The organism is Frankia sp. QA3, assembly GCF_000262465.1.
In the GTDB taxonomy this organism is placed as follows: Bacteria; Actinomycetota; Actinomycetes; order Frankiales; family Frankiaceae; genus Frankia.
This window is the reverse complement of the sequence record NZ_CM001489.1, coordinates 299,820-317,386: the sequence shown is the minus strand read 5'-3', so window position 1 is coordinate 317,386 and position 17,567 is coordinate 299,820. Positions and strand designations below refer to the sequence as shown.

The 17,567-nt window shown below is 68.7% G+C and carries 14 protein-coding genes and 1 pseudogene; 9 read left to right on the top strand and 6 right to left on the bottom strand.

Features of this window, described 5'->3' with window-relative positions:
• Nucleotides 1–30: 30 nt before the first annotated feature.
• Nucleotides 31–966, bottom strand: coding sequence for a hydroxymethylglutaryl-CoA lyase (locus tag FRAQA3DRAFT_RS01270; protein WP_035920432.1), 936 nt, complete (start codon nt 964–966; stop codon nt 31–33).
• Nucleotides 967–968: 2 nt separating this feature from the next.
• Nucleotides 969–2,219 carry a CaiB/BaiF CoA-transferase family protein gene (locus FRAQA3DRAFT_RS01265; RefSeq protein WP_009399370.1) on the bottom strand — a complete coding sequence of 417 codons (1,251 nt, stop codon included), beginning with the start codon at nt 2,217–2,219 and terminating at the stop codon, nt 969–971.
• A 330-nt stretch (nt 2,220–2,549) separates the two neighbouring features.
• Here FRAQA3DRAFT_RS01265 and FRAQA3DRAFT_RS01260 point away from each other — a divergent pair, with 330 nt between their 5' ends.
• The 5 genes from FRAQA3DRAFT_RS01260 to FRAQA3DRAFT_RS01245 all read left to right on the top strand — a co-directional run bounded on the left by FRAQA3DRAFT_RS01260 (nt 2,550) and on the right by FRAQA3DRAFT_RS01245 (nt 8,901).
• The gene (locus tag FRAQA3DRAFT_RS01260; protein WP_009399367.1) at nt 2,550–3,836 is read left to right on the top strand and encodes a TetR family transcriptional regulator; all 1,287 of its coding nucleotides are present in this window, start codon (nt 2,550–2,552) and stop codon (nt 3,834–3,836) included.
• 107 nt (nt 3,837–3,943) lie between these two features.
• Nucleotides 3,944–5,362: an OB-fold domain-containing protein gene (locus tag FRAQA3DRAFT_RS01255; protein ID WP_009399365.1), complete on the top strand. Its 1,419-nt coding sequence runs from the start codon at nt 3,944–3,946 to the stop codon at nt 5,360–5,362.
• Nucleotides 5,363–6,568, top strand: a complete 1,206-nt coding sequence (locus FRAQA3DRAFT_RS01250; RefSeq protein WP_009399363.1) for an acetyl-CoA acetyltransferase — start codon at nt 5,363–5,365, stop codon at nt 6,566–6,568.
• A 91-nt stretch (nt 6,569–6,659) separates the two neighbouring features.
• Nucleotides 6,660–6,788: a hypothetical protein gene (locus FRAQA3DRAFT_RS36490; RefSeq protein ID WP_308203323.1), complete on the top strand. Its 129-nt coding sequence runs from the start codon at nt 6,660–6,662 to the stop codon at nt 6,786–6,788.
• A gap of 172 nt (nt 6,789–6,960) precedes the next feature.
• Nucleotides 6,961–8,901: an NAD(P)/FAD-dependent oxidoreductase gene (locus FRAQA3DRAFT_RS01245; RefSeq protein ID WP_009399362.1), complete on the top strand. Its 1,941-nt coding sequence runs from the start codon at nt 6,961–6,963 to the stop codon at nt 8,899–8,901.
• A gap of 56 nt (nt 8,902–8,957) precedes the next feature.
• Here FRAQA3DRAFT_RS01245 and FRAQA3DRAFT_RS36485 read toward each other — a convergent pair.
• Nucleotides 8,958–9,396, bottom strand: a pseudogene (locus tag FRAQA3DRAFT_RS36485) (hypothetical protein); the annotation flags it as partial.
• 1,093 nt (nt 9,397–10,489) lie between these two features.
• Here FRAQA3DRAFT_RS36485 and FRAQA3DRAFT_RS01230 point away from each other — a divergent pair.
• From FRAQA3DRAFT_RS01230 to FRAQA3DRAFT_RS01220, 3 genes are all read left to right on the top strand, one after another.
• Complete coding sequence (locus FRAQA3DRAFT_RS01230) at nt 10,490–11,632, top strand: sensor histidine kinase (protein ID WP_009399360.1); 1,143 nt, start codon at nt 10,490–10,492, stop codon at nt 11,630–11,632.
• On the top strand, nt 11,629–12,285 hold the full coding sequence (locus tag FRAQA3DRAFT_RS01225) for a response regulator transcription factor (protein WP_009399358.1): 657 nt from the start codon (nt 11,629–11,631) through the stop codon (nt 12,283–12,285). The genes FRAQA3DRAFT_RS01230 and FRAQA3DRAFT_RS01225 overlap by 4 nt, the downstream gene beginning before the upstream one ends.
• A gap of 242 nt (nt 12,286–12,527) precedes the next feature.
• The gene (locus tag FRAQA3DRAFT_RS01220; RefSeq protein ID WP_009399356.1) at nt 12,528–13,007 is read left to right on the top strand and encodes a DUF6326 family protein; all 480 of its coding nucleotides are present in this window, start codon (nt 12,528–12,530) and stop codon (nt 13,005–13,007) included.
• Nucleotides 13,008–13,244: 237 nt separating this feature from the next.
• Here the strand turns inward: FRAQA3DRAFT_RS01220 and FRAQA3DRAFT_RS01215 are convergent, their stop codons facing one another.
• Genes FRAQA3DRAFT_RS01215 through FRAQA3DRAFT_RS01205 form a run of 3 tightly spaced genes read right to left on the bottom strand, consistent with a single transcriptional unit; the run spans nt 13,245 to nt 16,165 of the window.
• Nucleotides 13,245–13,505: a Txe/YoeB family addiction module toxin gene (locus tag FRAQA3DRAFT_RS01215; protein WP_009399354.1), complete on the bottom strand. Its 261-nt coding sequence runs from the start codon at nt 13,503–13,505 to the stop codon at nt 13,245–13,247.
• Nucleotides 13,502–13,759, bottom strand: a complete 258-nt coding sequence (locus tag FRAQA3DRAFT_RS01210) for a type II toxin-antitoxin system Phd/YefM family antitoxin (protein ID WP_009399352.1) — start codon at nt 13,757–13,759, stop codon at nt 13,502–13,504. Before FRAQA3DRAFT_RS01210 ends, FRAQA3DRAFT_RS01215 begins: the two co-directional genes overlap by 4 nt.
• 57 nt (nt 13,760–13,816) lie before the next feature.
• Complete coding sequence (locus FRAQA3DRAFT_RS01205; protein WP_009399350.1) at nt 13,817–16,165, bottom strand: CoA transferase; 2,349 nt, start codon at nt 16,163–16,165, stop codon at nt 13,817–13,819.
• A gap of 642 nt (nt 16,166–16,807) precedes the next feature.
• Here FRAQA3DRAFT_RS01205 and FRAQA3DRAFT_RS01200 point away from each other — a divergent pair.
• Nucleotides 16,808–17,533: a restriction endonuclease subunit S gene (locus FRAQA3DRAFT_RS01200; RefSeq protein ID WP_009399348.1), complete on the top strand. Its 726-nt coding sequence runs from the start codon at nt 16,808–16,810 to the stop codon at nt 17,531–17,533.
• Nucleotides 17,534–17,567: the final 34 nt, after the last annotated feature.

Sequence of the window (17,567 nt, the reverse complement as noted above, 5' to 3'; positions counted from 1 at the left end):
CGCCGCCACGGACCGTGCGAACACCCGCAGTCAGGCCGCCGCGCGGGCCAGTGCCCGGACCACGGGTGACGGACTCGGCCGGCCCAGCACCCGCGCCATCCAGACGCTGGTGGCCACGAGTTCCGCCAGGTCCACCCCGGTGTGCACGCCGAGTCCCTGGAGCTGCCAGACGAGGTCCTCCGTAGCCAGGTTGCCCGTGGCGCTCTCGGCGTAGGGGCAACCACCAAGGCCGCCCGCGGAGCTGTCCACCGTGCGAACCCCGGCCTGCAGCGCCGCCAGCACGTTGGCGAGCGCCTGCCCGTAGGTGTCGTGGAAGTGCACGGCGACCTGCTCGAGCGGCACGCCGGCCCCGGACACCGCCCGCACGAGGCGGGTCACCTGTCCCGGCGTTCCCACTCCGATCGTGTCGCCGAGGCTGATCTCGGTGCATCCGAGCTCGAACAGCCGGCGGGCGACCTCGACGACCTGATCGACTCCGACGACGCCCTCCCAGGGATCACCGCAGACCATGGAGACGTACCCACGCACCCCCGCGCCCGCCTCCCGGGCCGACGCCACGATCGGGGCGAACATCTCCAGCGCCTCGGTCACGCCGCGGTTCAGGTTGCGGCGGGAGAAGGTCTCCGTCGCGCTGGCGAAGACCGCGATGTCACGGACTCCGCGGTCGAGGGCACGCCGCAGGCCTCGGGCATTCGGGACGAGCACGGGGTAGCGGACACCGGGAAGGTCCTCGAGCAGGTCGAGCAGGTCCTCGGCGTCGGCCAGCTGCGGAACCCAGTCGGGGTGGACGAAGCTCGTCGCCTCGATCACGCGCAGTCCCGCCCCGAGCAGGCGGCGGATGAACTCCGCCTTCGCCTCGGTCGGGATGACGCCCTTCTCGTTCTGCAGACCGTCTCGGGGCCCGACCTCGTAGACGGTGACGCTCGCGGGCAGCCCGTCCGCCGGGACGACCTCGGGCGCGTACATGGTCACGGCTGGCGCCCGGTCACCCCGCGGGCCCGCAGTCCCGCGATGTCGTCCGGGGTCAGGCCGCACTCGCCGAGGACCTCGTCGGTGTGCTCCCCGAGCGCCGGTGCGGGGCGCGCGACGTCGAAGGGCTGCCCGGAAACCGGAGCCGGCCACCCGGTGCTCGTGTAGGGCCCCGCCACGGGATGGTCGCTCTCGTGGATGATCTCCCGGGCGCGCAGGTGCTCGTCCGTGAGAGTCTCGGCCTTGCCGTTGGCCGGAGACAGCGGGATGTCCCACTTGAGCGCGATGTCCACCCACTCCGCCGCGGTCTTCGAGCGGAAGACCGGGATCAGCTCGTCCAGCAGGTCCGCCTTCCCACCGTCGGCGAAGTCGACGGCGAAGGTCGTGTTCTTGACGTCGACCAGATCCGGGCGATCGATGGCTCGGCAGAAATTGTCCCAGAACTTGTGCTCGATGGCCGCCAGCAGGACAGTCCTGTCGTCGGCGGTCTCGTAGTACGTGTACTTCGGATGCTTCCGGGGGTCGAGCCCGACGGTCGGCGGCGGGTTGCGCCGGTCTGTGATGCGGTCGGCATTCCAGGTCATGACCGCATCGAGGCACTGGTTGGCCAGGACGGCGTCGGAGCCCGCGGCGTCGATGTAGGCACCGTTTCCGGTGAGATCCCTGCGGCGCAGGGCAGCGATCGTGGTGAGTGCGCCGTAGAGCGCTGTCGACAACGGGCCGTCGATCGAGCCGGAGAAATAGAGCCCGCCGGGGTTGACGTTCTCGCGCACAACTCCGTCCGGGTCCTTGGTCAGGGCAACCTGGCCGCCGACGGCGCCCATCATGTAGCCGTGTACCGGGATCTGACTGTACGGTCCCCGCCTACCGAATCCACTGGCCTGGCAGTAGATGATGTCCGGTTTGACAGCCCGCTGCGCCTCGTAGCCGATACCCAGAAGCTCACAGGCGTTACCGGCGAATCCGTCGACGAAGATATCGGCCGTGCGCAGCAGGCGGAAGAAGAGCTCGCGGCCCTCGTCGAGCCGCAGATCGATCTCGATGCTGCGTTTGTTTCGGTTGCACAGCAGGTGGAAAACGCTGTTCTGCGGGGTGATGCGGTCACCGAGCTCACGCAGGTAGTCACCGACGCCGGGCCGCTCCACCTTGATGACGTCGGCGCCAAGATCGCCGAGCAGGCGGCTCGTCTGGTCGCCGGTCGGGAGCATCGCGCACTCGAGCACGCGGACACCCTGCAAGAGTTCGATCACGGACCACCTCCGATGTGATGCAGGCCGGCGCGCACGCACGCGGTCGGCGGCGGACGGGTGCGGCGCACCGCGCCGCGGAGCGCCAGGCACGATCATGGCTCGAGACGAGCCGGTCTCGTCCGACGTCCGACCCGACCGCAGTGTCTAACCTAACATAGATTTTAGAAACGTACCTGTCCTGACTCCGGACAACGATCGCCACACACCCTTGCCCGAGGTCGAAGCGGCGGCGGAGGCCGCCCGGGCACATCCCGAATGTCGCTTAGACTTCGCTCCAGGCCCAGGAAGGTCCACGTCCAGTAGGCGGAGTACGTTGCGCAGAGGATTCCCATGACGACAGCCCGCAGCCGGTCGGGCGGCAAGGCGCTCGCGACCCGCTCGCGCATCCTGGACGCCGCCGCGCACGAGTTCCGGCGCACCGGCTACACCGGAACCCGACTGTCCGACATCGCCGCGACCGCCAACACCCAGGCGGGCAGCCTCTACTACCACTTCTCCAGCCGGGAGGAGCTGGTCGAGGCAGTCCTGCGCGTGGGTCAGGAGCGGACCGAGACCTACGTGTTCGATCGCCTCGCCGCGATCCCCCCGGACGCCCCACGGATGCTCGTCCTGCGGGAGGCGATCGCCGCGCACCTGACGTCCGTACTCAAGACCGGGGACTACACCGCAGCCACCATCCGTATCCTCTCGCAGGTGCCAGCGGAGATCCGCGAACGGCAGATCGCGGCGCAACGGCGCTACGGCGAGTTCTGGCGCGACCTGTTCGCAGCCGCCCTCGCCAGCGGGGAACTGCGCGCGGATCTTGACCTCTCCGCCACGCGCATGCTCCTGGTCGGGGCCCTGAACAGCTCGGCTGACTGGTACCCGTCGCGGTCACGGGCCCTCCCCCTCGATCGGCTGATCGCACACTTCTACTCCGTCTTTCTGGAGGGCATCGCGACCCCCGAGGGCCGCGGCCACCGCGTGCACCGCCGCGTCACGACGCCCACACCACCGGCGCCGCCGGTCGCGCCGAGCAGTGCGGCCTCGGCCCGTGGGGCCGCGACGACGGCACGGATACTGGACGCCGCCGCGACGGTCTTCCGTACCCGCGGGTATGCCGGGACACGGCTGGTGGACGTCGCCACCGAGGCGGACATGCAGACGGGAAGCCTTTACTACCACTTCGGCTCCCGCGAGGACCTCGTCGCCGCGCTCCTCGCGGTCGCCTGGCAGCGCACCGACGACATCGTCCGCCGTAGCGTCGCGGAACTTCCCACCGACGCCTACCCGATCGACCGCCTCTCGACCGTCATCGCCGCCCACCTGCTGGCGGCGCTCGCGCTCGGCGACTACACCTCGGCGCTCATCCAGATCACGGACCAGGTGCCCGACGAGGTCCGCAGCCGCAGCGCCCCCCTTCAGCGCGCCTACGCCACGTTGTGGCGGAACCTTCTCGCGGACGGTGTCGCGGCCGGGGAGATCCGCGCCGACCTCGACGTCCGCATCGTCCATCGCATGATCATCGGGGCCCTCAACTGGACCATCGAGTGGTATCACCGCGACGGCCGCCTCACCCCGGAACGGCTCGCCGAGCAGACGGTCAGTGCGGTGTTCGAAGGCATCACCTGGAGGTGACGAGCCAGGCCACAACCGCGCACGGCCGGGAAGCGTCCTGGTGACGGACGGCTTGACTATCTAAAATAATTTAGATTAGACTAGCCCGCGACACCGGGAGGCGGCGTATGCACGGCATCGTGGCCTGTGAGGCCTACATCCCCTACCACCGCCTGGAACGGGCCGCGATCAGCACCTCGCTCGGTGGCGGCGTTGTGAGCGGCGCGCGCAGCGTCGCGTCGTACGACGAGGACGCAACGTCGATGGCGGTCGAAGCGGCACGAAGCGTGCTGCGGACGGTGCCGACGGCGGCTCGTCCCCGGCGCCTGTACCTCGCCACGACGGTCCCCCCGTACCTCGACAAGACCAACGCGACGGTGGCCCACTCGGCGCTGGCACTCGACAGCGGCGCCCTCGCCGTCGACATGTGCGGCGGCGTGAGATCGGGGGCAGGCGCGTTCCTGGCCGCAGCCGAGGCGTCCGAGCCTGCGATGGCGCTGCTCTCCGACATTCGCACCGGCCTGCCCGGCAGCGCGGACGAGCGCGAGGGTGGCGACGCGGCTGCGGCCGTGCTCTTCGGGCCGGGCGACAGTGACACTCCGGTGCTCGCCGAGGTGGTCTCGGCCGCCGCCGAGACGGAGGAGTTCCTCGACCGGTGGCGCGCTCCCGGTGATCTCGCGTCACGGGTGTGGGAAGATCGCTTCGCCGAGCACGTCTACGTCCCGCTGGCGATGGACACCCTTTCCGCCGCGCTCAAGAAGGCGGACCTCACTCCGGGCGGTGTGGATCATCTCGTCGTCTGCGGCCTGCCCAGGCGGTCGGTGCGCCGGGTGGCGGCCGGGACCGGCATACCGGCCGACCGCGTCGTGCCCGACCTCGCCGAGGTCATCGGCAACCCCGGAACCGCGCAGCTCGGCGTCCTGCTCGCCGCCGCGCTGCGGCGGGCCGGGCCCGGCGACACGATCGCCCTCCTCCTGCTCGCCGACGGGGCCACGGCATTCATCCTGCGTACCACCGCGCAGATCGGCCGGCGCCGCCCGGCCGCACCGCTCGCCGGCGGCGGCGCTGCGCTGCGCTACCCGACCTTCCTGAACTGGCGGGGAATGCTCGCACGGGAGCCACCACGGCGACCAGATCCGGAACCGCCGGCCGCACCGCCGGCGTACCGATCGCGCGCCTACAAGCATGCGTTCACCGCGACCCGCTGCACGCGATGCGGCCGCGTGAGCCTGCCACCCGCGCAGGTCTGCTTCCATTGCGGTGCGGTCGACACGATGGAAAGTCACCCGATGGCGCGGGCCCACGGAACCGTGGCGACGTTCACCGTCGATCGACTGGCGTTCACCCCGCACCCCCCGATGATCGCCGTCGTCGTCGACTTCGACGGCGGCGGACGCTTCCGCTGCGAGCTCACCGACGCGGATGCGTCGCAGGTCGCGATCGGCGACCCGGTCGAGATGACATTCCGGCGCCTACTCACCGCCGACGGCGTGCACAACTACTTCTGGAAGGCGCGGCCGGTCCGGCGCGCCGGGGGGGAGACCTGAGTGGCTTCGAACGGCATCCGGGACCGTGTCGCCATCGTGGGCATGAGCTGTACGGCCTTCGGTGAGCGCTGGGATCGTTCAGCGGACGACCTCCTCGTCGAGGCGGTGCACGGCGCGACGGAAAGCGCCTCGACCAACCTGGACGACATCGATGCCTTCTGGCTCGGGACGTACCTGTCCGGCGTTTCCGGCATGACCCTGAGCCGGCCGTTGCGGATCCGGGACAAGCCGGTGACACGCGTCGAGAACATGTGCGTGACCGGCTCGGAATCGCTGCGCGGCGCGTGCTATGCCGTGGCGAGCGGAGCCTACGACGTGGCCATGGCCGTCGGCGTCGAAAAACTCAAGGACTCCGGATACTCCGGACTCACCCGGGCCTCGATCCCCGGGGACGGGACCGGCGGCACGCTGGGCACCACCACTGCACCCGCCAACTTCAGCCTGCTCGGCCCGGCCTACGCGGCGAAGTACGGCGTCCATCCCCGCGAACTCAAGGAGGTCTTCACCCGGATCGCCTGGAAGAATCACGCCAACGGCGCCCGCAACCCACGTGCCCAGTTCCGCACGCCGGTAGCGGCCAGTACCATCGCCCGCTCGCCCCTGGTGGCCGGCCAGCTCGGTGTCTTCGACTGTTCCGGTGTCTCGGACGGCGCGGCCGCCGCTATTGTCGTCCGCGCCGAGGACGCCCACCGCTACACCGACCGGCCGCTTTATGTAAAGGCGCTGTCCTGTGTGTCCGGTGACGCGACGGGCAACGTCGACCCGTCGTACGACTTCACGACCTTCCCGGAGGTCGAGGCCTCCGCACGGGAGGCGTACCGCCAGGCCGGGGTTCGTGATCCTCGGGCCGAGATCGCTATGGCCGAGGTCCATGACTGCTTCACGGTCACCGAACTCGTCCTCATGGAAGATCTTGGCTTTGCCGAACGCGGCACGGCGTGGAAGCAGGTCCTGGCCGGCACCTTCGACCTCACCGGCGAACTCCCCGTCAACCCGGACGGCGGGCTCAAGGCCTTCGGTCACCCCGTCGGTGCCTCCGGCCTACGCATGCTGTTCGAATGCTGGCTCCAGCTTCGAGACGACGTTCCAGCAGACCGCCGCATCGCGCAGCACGGCAGAACGCTCGGACTGACCCACAACCTCGGCGGCGGCCCTGGTGAGTGCGTGTCATTCGTCTCTCTCGTTGGGACCGAGCCGAACGACTGACCCGCTTCAAGTCATCAACGCGACTGACGATCGATGCCGCCTTCTGGCACCTCGGGACCTCGTCCATGGCGCCAAACGGGTGCTGGTTCTGATGGAACGCACCTCCCGGGACAGCAGCACGAAGATCCTTTCAGTCTGCACCCTCCCGCTCATCGGACGGGTCTGCGTGCAGCGGATCATCACCGACCTTGCGATGGTCGACGTGACCAGGCAGGACTGATGCTCGACGCGACGGCAAGTCCCGCCGCCGACTGACATCCGTCCGCCGGCGGGACGCACTCTCCCGTACTGGACGTCACACGAGGCTGGAATGGACCGAGTTCATATTCTAATCTAAATTAGACGTTGATGCTTACTTGACTACCAGCTGACAGATGTGGGACGGAGCAACCATGACGGCGACGAGGCCCCGCGCCGCCTCCTTCGATCACGACCGGCTGAAGTCGGCGATCGCGAAGGCGAACATCCCAACGCTGCTCCCCGTGCTGTACCAACTCACCGGCGACGAACAGTGGCTTCAGGCGCGCTACCGTCCCACTCGGACCCGGGGAATGGAGGAGCACAGCGATGGCGGCCTGCCGTCCCATGTGCGCGACGAGATCCGCGCCGCAACGGTGAAAGCAGTTCTCGCCTGGGCGGACGGACGGCCACCCGCCGTGCCAGCACCGAACAGCGATGTTCTGGTCGAACTCATGACGCTCAGCATGGGCGAGCCGGTACCAGGCGAATACGAGCCCATGGTCGCGGAGAACATGGACATCCGCCCTGCCCCCCGGCGTCACGTCGCCGAGACCGGATCGGCCCCTTTCGTTGTCGTGATCGGCGCCGGTGTCTCCGGACTCACTGCGAGTAAATACCTTAAAGATGCGGGCATTGACCACGTCGTCCTCGAACAGAGCGCACGCATCGGCGGGACCTGGCGGGAGAACCGCTATCCGGGATGCGGGGTCGACACGCCCAGCTATCTTTACTCCTTCAACTGGTTTCGCCGCAACTGGACCCGCCACTTCGGACGGCGAGAAGAGGTCGAGCGGTACCTGGAGGACCTGGCCCGGCATTACAACCTGCTGCCGTCGATCCGACTCGGAGTCAAAGCGATCAAGGCCAGCTGGCATGAAACCGCTCGGCGCTGGGTCGTCCGGGTGCGGGAAGCCGACGGGACCGAGCAGGAGATCGCAGCGAACTGTGTGATCACCGCGGTCGGCCAGCTCAACGTTCCCAAGGTCCCAGACATTCCCGGAATGGACGAGTTCGAGGGACCTCTGTTCCACTCGGCGGAATGGCCGGACAGCCTTGATCTGCACGGTCGCTCGCTTGCCGTCATCGGCACCGGCGCGAGCGCCATGCAGATCGTCCCGGCTGTGGTCGACGAGGTCGCATCGTTGACCATCTATCAGCGCTCACCACAATGGATTGCTTCGAACGCGAACTATTTTCAGTCTGTGTCCTCCGACGTTCACTGGCTCATGGAACACATTCCTTATTACTACGAATGGTATCGGTTCCGGCTTTCCTGGGTTTTCAACGACCGGATTCACGCATCACTACAAAAAGATCCGACATGGCCACATCCAGAGTACTCACTGAATGCCGTGAATGATTCCCACCGCGCTTACTTCACTCGTTACCTCGTCGACCAGCTCGAGGGGAGGGAGGACCTCATCGCCCAGGCGCTACCTACTTATCCGCCCTTCGGCAAGCGGATGCTGCTCGACAACGGATGGTTCAAGGCCCTCCTGCGCCCGCACGTCGAGCTGGTGACCAGGCCCGCGGCGGGGCTCACGCCCCACGGAGTGCGTGATGCCGACGGTTTCGTACGTCCCGCGGACGCCGTCGTAATGGCAACCGGATTCGATGCGCACCGGCCGATTCACGTGGAGATCATCGGCCGATCGAACAAGTCGCTAAAGGAGATCTGGGGTGACGATGAGGCCGAGGCCTACCTGGGCATAACAACCCCAGGTTTTCCGAACCTCTTCTTCATGTATGGGCCGAACACGAACCTCGGACATGGTGGAAGCTTCATCTTTCTCGCCGAGCGACAGATCCGTTACATAGTCGATGCACTATGCACTATGACCGAGCAGGGCATTGAGACGATCGAGTGCCGACCCGAGGTCAATGAGCGGTATAATCGAGCACTCGATGAAGCCCACAGCCGGATGGTGTGGACGCATCAGGGCATGGACACTTGGTATCGCAACTCGAAGGGCCGGGTCGTGACGAACATGCCCTGGCGCATCCTCGATTATTGGAAGATAACCCGTACCGCTAACCTAGCCGACTTCCACGTAGAGTGGGTCATACCATCAACGGAATCCGTGGGGCGCTGACCGCTCCGCCGCGTAGGGCTCAAGCGACCCCTCCGATCGCGACGGGGTCGTTTCGCCGGTCCGCATGGCCTGCAGCAGGCTGGGACCGACCTCGGCCCCCCCGATCAGCAGCAGGGGCCCAGCGCGTCGAACGCGGCCCGGCCGAAGTCTCCTTCGATCAGGGGTTCCGCGATGTTCAGCGCCAGCGTCACCATGCTGGCCGAAGATGAGCAGCCTCCCGCGCCGAGCGCACCACCTCCACGGGCCCGTCACATAGGGCGAGATACCGGCTGCCGAGAAGCAGGGCGACCACGGACAGCTACGCCGCCGGAGAGCGACCAACGGCGCGCCCCAGATCGGGACGCCGAGCCGTAGCCCGAGCGCGTTGCCGAACCCGAAGAGAAACGTCAACCCAACCACGATCCCGACGATCACGGTGACCAGGCGGCCCGGAAAGCCCGGACCTACCAGGTCTACGGGACTCTTGTTCGATCCGGTAGACGATGATATTCCCATCTCGACGGTCACCGGGCATCGCCCCTGGCCAGCAACCGCGTGGAGACCCGGCGGATGGTGATTCAGGGTCTTGAACCAAGATCAATCGGTTCGGATGCTGGTGCACATGGTCCACCAGGTTCGAGTCCCCCGAGCGCGCGCCGTGGGCGCGGCGCTCGGGGGGAGTAGTGCTCGCGGATTCAGCGGGCATACCTGGAGACTGCGGAGTTCAGGACGGCCTTGCCATCGGCAATCGGCCGACGACCGCCCCCGGCTACACCTCCTTCCACGGCGCCGACGTACCCGCTAGCAATTTCCGCAAAGGCGCGGCGTGTCGGCACCGACACGCGGCTGCCCGACAGCCCCGCCGTCATCCGGCCGCGGCGAGCACATCCGATCCGGCCGGCTGCATCGGACCGAGGTCGACCAGGTCGACACCGTCCGGATCGGCATCCGACGAACCGGCCGTGGGTTGATCGGCCGCAGGCGGGTCGCCGTCGGGCGGACCAGCCGTCGCAGCGTGTTCTTCCAGAACTCGGTGGGCATCGGCGCGGAGTTGCACGACCAGGTTCCGGGCCCTCTTCGACCCGACCCGCAGCCGCTTCCGTAGCTCGTTGCGGAGATCGGCCGGCGGTGCTCCTCCCAGTAACAGGCATCCTCGCGGCGCGCCCGGTCCAAGAGGACACCGTCCTCCACGGCGGCTGCGCCCCGGCCGCACTTGCGCTGCGCAGGCACAGCCGGCGACGCCGCACCAGTGCCATAGTCGCCGTCCAGCTGTTCCGCCGGGACGTCAACGGGCGTCACCCCCACACCAGCCCGCCCCGGCTCAGGCTGCGCTTACCGGACCATGAGGATGTCGAACGAACCTCACCCGGGGTACGTACAGCATCCACGCGCCCTGGATGCCCAGTGGCCGCCGGGTGCGGCCCGGGGACGGCGGCCGTCACTCCCGCCAGATGGGCAACCTTGTCGAGGTCTGCCACCGGAATCCGCCCGAAGACGCGTTCGGCGTAGAAGTCGGCGTCGAGGCCGGACCCGCCTCTGCCATTGGGGGGAGCGGCGTCTCGTTCTTTCGGTGGGTCTCCGACGCCCGGGCTGTCTCTAGGCTGGGTGTGTGTTCACTACCGGCCTGCGCTCGCTCTGGGACGAGCCCCGCGCCGCGGACACGCCCGAACGGGTGTGGTTCGACCGGGTGCTGGTCGGCGTGGTGATGGTGGCGGCGTTGCTCGAAGGAACCCTCCGAGAGGACATCACCTGGCGGCCGGTCGTGACGATCGTGACGGTCGGACTTGCGCCGGTGCTGCTATGGCGGCGTACTCACCCGTTGGTCTGCGTCGTGGTGGGCTTCGGCACCGGGATGGCGTTAGGACTGGCGAGCTGGCTGGGCGGGACCTCAGGCGTGGGCCTAAACACGATGATCTACATCCTGGTGCTCGTCTACTCGCTGGTCCGCTGGGGCTCAGGGCGTCAGATCGTGATTGGGCTGCTGGTGGTTGCGGTCGCCGCGGGGTTCAGCATTGCGACCGACTACACCGGGCCAGCCGAGCTCTTCGGCGGGTTGGCGGTCCTGGCGGCGGCGGCAGCGAGCGGAGCGGCGTTCCGCTACCGCGCCGAGAGTCGGCGCCGGGCGCTCGACCAGGTCCGCAGCCAGGAACGCGTCGGCCTCGCGCGCGAGTTGCACGACTCGGTCGCCCACCACGTCTCGGCGATCACTCTGCAAGCGCAGGCTGGCATGACGATGGCCGCGAAGCGACCTGAAGCGGCGCTCGAGGCGCTTGCGATCATCGAGGGGGAAGCGTCGCGGACGCTGGCGGAGATGCGCGCGATGGTCCGGGTGCTGCGTGACGGAGCGCCGGCGGAGTACGGTCCCCAGCCCGGCGTCGCCGACCTGATGCTCCTCGCCCGCCGCGAACCGGACCCCGTCGTCGACGTGGAGTTGGCGGGTGATCTGTCCGGACTTCGGCCCCAGGTCGACGCCGCCGTGTACCGGATGGCGCGGGAGGCGCTGACCAATGCGCTGCGGCACGCCCGAAACGCCTCGCGTGTGGAGATCAGGGTCGTCGAGGGCGCAGGAAGGCTGCGGCTCCGCGTGACCGACGACGGCCAGATCGGCCCGGCGCGGCCGGCGACCCACGGTTTCGGGCTGCTGGGGATGACCGAGCGCGTGCAGCTGCTCGGCGGCACGCTACGCGCTGGGCCGACGCCCGAGGGCGGGTGGGCGGTCGACGCCGAGCTGCCGATGGAGTTGCCCCTATGACGACGCGCGTGCTGGTGGCAGACGACCAAGATCTGGTGCGCACCGGCCTGTCGATGATCCTTGACGCCCAGCCCGACATCGAGGTCGTCGGCCAAGCCGCCGACGGCAAGGCCGCCGTCGAGCTGGCGCATCGGCTCCGCCCCGATGTGTGCCTGGTCGACATTCGGATGCCCGGGCTGGACGGCATCGAGGTGACCGAGCTCCTCGCAGGGCGGGGCGTCGCGGACCCCATTGCGGTGGTGGTGATCACGACGTTCGACCTGGACGAGTACGTCCACGGCGCGCTTCGGGCCGGAGCCCGAGGATTTCTCCTCAAGGATGCCGGGCCAGAGTTGCTGGTGCAGGCTGTCCATGCCGCTGCCGTCGGCGATGCCCTGATCGCGCCGAACATCACCCGCAGGCTGCTAGCGACCCTTGCCGCGGGGGCCTCATCGAAACGCCGTACCCAACCGATCGAGCCGCTCACCCAACGCGAGGAGGAGGTGCTGAAACTGGTCGCTGTCGGCCGCACGAACGCGGAGATCGCCGCCGAGCTGTTCATCAGCTTGACGACCGCCAAGACCCACGTCGCGAGCCTGCTGGCCAAGATCGGCGCCCGGAACAGGGTCGAGATCGCGATGTGGGCCTACGACACCGGCCGGGTGGGGCACTGAACCGAACCTGACGTACATGCACGACGACTGGTCCCGGCCGGGCGACCGAGGCCCACAACGAGCGCAGCGCCTTCGTCACCATCTGTCCACTGTAGGGACAGCGCGGCAGCGGCGGATCAGCCGAAAGCACGAGAGAGAGACCATCTCATCGGCCAGGCGAACTCCGGCCTCCGGGCCGGTGTGCCCGCCAGCGGGCTCAGCGATCGTGGACGTACCGATCCTCACCAACGACGGAGCCCATGATGAGAACGCGTCAACCCACCACCACACTGGAAGACCAGCCGATCCCGGTGAGAGCCAAGCTCGCCGCGGCGTGGACCAGCTTCATGTTCCTGTACGCCTATGTGGACATTCTCAACTTCTTCACGCCCGGCGTCGTCGAAGACATCCTCGACGGCAAGGTCTTCGAGTTCGACCTCTCCCAGACCTTTTCGACCGCGGCGCTGACCCTAGTGGCCATCCCGATCCTCATGGTCGTGCTGTCGATGACGCTGCCCGCCCGGGCGACCCGCATCACGAACCTCATCGTGGCCTCGCTCTACGTTCCCGTCACGGCATTCAACGCGGTGGGCGAGTCCTGGCCGTACTTCTACGGCCTTGGCATTCTATTGGAACTGGTCCTACTCGCCCTCATCGTGCGGTACGCCTGGACCTGGCCCCGCACCGCACCGTCGGCGACCAACCCGGACCGTGAAACCGTTCGCGCCCTGCAGCAAGCGTGAACCCAAGAACGGTCCCCGTCCTGTTCGGAGCCATCTGCCTCGGTGCCGCGGTGTGGGCCTCTCGTCGCCGTGGGACACCAACTACTGAGGCTCAGCTGCGGCAGGACTTCGAGCAGGCGCGTGGCGTCTGAGGTGCTGTCCGTTCTACGAACAGCACCTCACCAAGAGACTCGTTGTTGGCCAGGTAGCGGTCCCCACCGGAGAGAGGTGGCCATGGTGTGGGCGTGACGGGCTCGGCTACTGGTAGTGGTACCGGCAGGAGATGATCGTGATCTGGCCGGGCTCGACCGCATAGACCAGGCGGTGTTCGTCGTCGATCCGCCGTGAGCGCAGGCCGGCGAGATTGTTGCGTAGCAGCTCGGGCTTGCCGATCCCCTGCCCTTCCGGATCGCGTGTGATGTCCGCGATCAGGGTGTTGATGCGTTTCAGTGTCCTGCGGTCCTGGCCCTGCCAGTACAGGTAGTCGTCCCCGGCGTGGTCGGTCCAGGTCAGCTTCACTCGTCAGGGCCCACCGGACGCTCGACCGCGCCGCCCGTACGCCACTGCTCCACGCTTTCCATCAGGCGCCGCGCGTTCGCGGGCGTGCGCAGCAGGTAGTTGGTCTCCACGATGGCGTCCCAGTCCTCCTTGCTCACCAGGACCGCGTTCCCCCGCTTCGAGACGATCTCTACCGGGGTGTGATCGGTATTGACCTGTTCGATCAGCGGAAACAGCGTCTTACGTGCCTCACTGGCACTGATCGCCGCGACCATCCTGCCACCTCCCGAGCACCTAGTCGTACCAGATACGGTACAACTCCGGGGCACGCGTCAGCTGCTCGTCGAGCCGGCGGGCTGGCGGGGGGCGGGCGGTGGCGCGGCCGTGGCGACGCCGGCGGCGATCAGCTCGTCGATCGTTTCGCGGGCGATCCCGACTTCGGTGAGCACCTCGATCGTGTGCTCGCCGAGTACCGGCGGGGCCAGATGCAGCTGGGTCGTCAGGTCGCCCAGATCCCACAGTGCGCCCGGCTGCTCGAAGCCGCCCCAGTCGTGGTGGCGGTAGCGGGCGATCAGGCCGGCGGCGTCGTTGTCGGCCGAGTCGAAGAACGCGTCGCGCTGGTCGAGCCGGACCTCCTCGGCCGCCACACCCGCCCCGGCGAGCAGATCGAGCACCTCACCGGCCGGGCGGACGGCGGCCGCCGCCGCGAGCTGCGCCGTACTCCCGCAACCGAGCGCCTGGCAGGCCGCCGCGACGTCGCTGTCACCGGTCGCGGCCATCGCGACCCACCCCTGCGCGCAGGCCAGCAGGCGCCGTCCCGGTGTCGTGGTCAGCTGCGCCTGGTCGAGCATCGGCACCGGGACGAGGGTGCCGTCCGGTCGCAGGTAGGTCTCGCTCGTGGTGAGCACCCCGGCGCCCAGCAGGGACGCGGCGACCGAACTCGCCCGGCCGGTCCGGTTCCGGGCGAGGACCGCCCACAACGTCGCGGCCGCGGACGCCATCGCGCACTGGTGGTCCATGAACCCGAAGCGGTGCCACATCGGCGGGTTGCCCTCGCCGCCGCCCATCCGCTCCCAGCCCAGCGACGACTGGAACAGCTGGTCGTAGCCGGGCCAGTGGGCGCGTGCGCCGTCCGGACCGTACGAGCTCGTGTGACAGAACACCACGTCCGGATTCACCGCACGGACGGCCTGCTCGTCGAGGCCGAGCCGGCGGGCGGCCGGGACGCGCAGGTTGTGGTGCACGACGTCGGCCCAGCGCAGCAGGGCCTCGACGGCCGGCCGGGCGGCCTCGGACTTGAGGTCGAGGGCCACGGCGCGCTTGCCGCGCTGGCAGCCGACGAACGGCCAGTCGCCCCAGCGGCCGGGTTCGCCGGCCGCCGGTTCGACCTTCACGACGTCGGCGCCCAGGTCGGCGAACAGCATCGGCGCGAACGGCCCGGCCAGGAACGCGCCGAAGTCCAGCACCCGGAGGCCCTGGAGCGGGAAACGCAGCGACTCGACCGGCCCGCCTGCGGCGGAGTCCGCGTCGGCGCGGCCGCGGCCGCGCTCGGTGGCCGTGCTGCGGGGCGTCCAGTGTCTGGCGGCCACGTCCTGGTGCTCACCGAGCTGGGGGGCCGGACTGCGGACGGTGGCAGGCGGGTCCAGCGTGACCGGATGGCCGGGCACGGTGATGCGCCCGGCCTCGGGGTCGTCGAGCTGGGTGACGTACCGGTTGGCCTTCGCCTGCTCGTCGTCGAGGACTGCGCCGAGCGGCAGCACGGGCTGGGCCGGCCGGTCGTTGGACCACAGCTCGGCCAGCCACTCGGCCGCGGGCCGGCGGCGGAACGCCTCGACGTTGGCTCCCCAGTTCGGGAACGCTCTGGCCATGATCCCCCCGGCGTGGCGCCGGTTGGCCTCGGCGACCTCGTCGGCGCCCATCTCGTCGAACACCCGCTTCATCAACGGCAGGTCGTCGGGGGACGGCGGCATGACGTGGATCCATTCGCCGTCGGCGCACTCGAACAGTGGTGTCACCGCCTCGTCCCTGGGCATGCCCGCCGCGAGCAGGGCCGACGGCGCCTCGGCCCGGTGCCAGTGCATCATCATCGGAGCGAGCGCGCCCTGGACGAGGCTGGTGTGCACCGGCCCGCCCCGGCCGGTGCGCCCCCGTGCCACCAGCCGGGCCGCGATCCCGGTCGCGCACAGCCACATGGCCCCCCAGCTGCCGAGCGGGAACCGGACGTGGACCGGCCCCGGCCGGTGCCCCCGCTGCTCGTCGAGGAGGCCCAGTCGCGCCAGTGCCAGCAGGTCGTCAACCGGACGGTCCGCGTCGACGTGGTTGGCCGGCCACGCGAGCACCGACGAGACGACCAGCGCGGGGTAGCGGCTGCCGACAGCGGCGTCGTCGAGGCCGAGCCGGGCCGCCGTCGTGGGACCGTACGAGTGGACGAGCACGTCGGCGCCGCGCAGCAGCTCGTCGAGCCGTAATCGCCCCTCGGGGGAGTCGACGTCCAGCACCAGCGACTGCTTGGAACGGGCCCAGGTACGGAAGCCGGGCAGGGCCCGGTCGGGGTGGCCGCCGGGCGGCTCGACCAGGACGACGTCCGCGCCCGCCTCGGCCATCAGCATCGTCACCGTCGGCCCGGCGACACCGGTCGACAGGTCGACGACCCGGATTCCGTCGAGCAGTGGTTCTGGCATGCGGGCTCCCTTTTTCTCGGACTCTTCTCGGACGCGGATGTCACAGCCGGCTGGTCGGACAGTCGAGCGCGCAGTCCCAGGACTGGCCGCGGGTCGTCTCGTCGAACCAGTGGTCTCCCTCCTCGTCGACATAATGCGACCAGAACGCGTGGGGTGACGCCAGGGTAGGTTTTCGACCTGCCAGTCGACCTGCCAGTCCTCGATCCGCCTGCGGAGCTCGGCCAGCAATCGTGGCGGCATGATCGGGTCCTGGTCTCCGCAGACGACCAGGGCGGGTGCGTGTCAGACCCCATGCCTCGGCGCCGACGACGACCGCGGGATAGGTTCCCGGCGCCGTCGGCCGGGATAATATCGCCGTGACGTCACCCGTGGCGGTGGGTAACGACGCGTACGAGAGCTGTACGTCCGGTTCGGATTCAGGCAGCGTCGGATACATTCTGCACACCCCAAATCTCCAGGCGTTCGGACAACCAGTCGACACTGCGACCTATCGCCGACGCGTAGCCTTCGTCCTCGATGGCGGGCCCGAGGACCTCGATCTCGAACAGACCTCCACGACGAGTACCCGAAAGCCGCCCGCAGTCTAAAGCAGCTTGATAGTGACTGTCCGGATTCAACGAGGCACATCAGCGATTGGGCGAGGTGTGCGACGTACTCGCCGGCCCTGCCGGCGCGGCGAGTTCCGGTGGAGGGAACTCCTCCGGCGTTCCCGTCATCAAGCCGAGAAACATCAGCGAGAACCGGATCGTGCGGGATCGCCTCGACTTCGTCGAACCGGCGGCGGCCGGGATGCTGGATCGCTACCGGCTGGCATCGGGCGACGTCGCGTGCACCAGGACCGGCGAGATCGGCCGGGGCGCGCTGGTGACCGAGGAGCACGACGGCTGGTTGCTCGGCACGTCCTGCCTGCGCCTGCGGCCGGGCCCGGCCCTCGACCCGAGCTATCTGATCTTCTATCTGGGACATCCCCGCGTACAGCGGTGGCTGGTCGGCAACGCCGGCGGCTCGACCGTCCGATCGCTGACCGCCGCGACCATGCGCGCCCTGCCGCTCCTCCTTCCGGACAACGACCGGCAGCGGCGCATCGGCGCGGCGATGAGCGCACTGGACGAACAGTTGGCGATTCACGATCGGATCCGGCGCAGCACATCGGCACTGCGGGAGTCGCTGGTGCCGCTGTACCTCGAGGATTCGCTCCTCGACGAGGCGCCCGGGAAGATCATGAGCCCGCTGCCGTTCGGTCACCCGGCATCGCGGCAGAGCGTCCCGTGCTGCCGCCCACCCGGCTCCGTCAGCGTGGCACATCGACTACCGGCCGGCACAGATGCGAATATAATTACCAACAAGGTGCATTATTCGCGACCTTGACAGCCGACAGCCGACAGCCGACAGCCGACTGCCG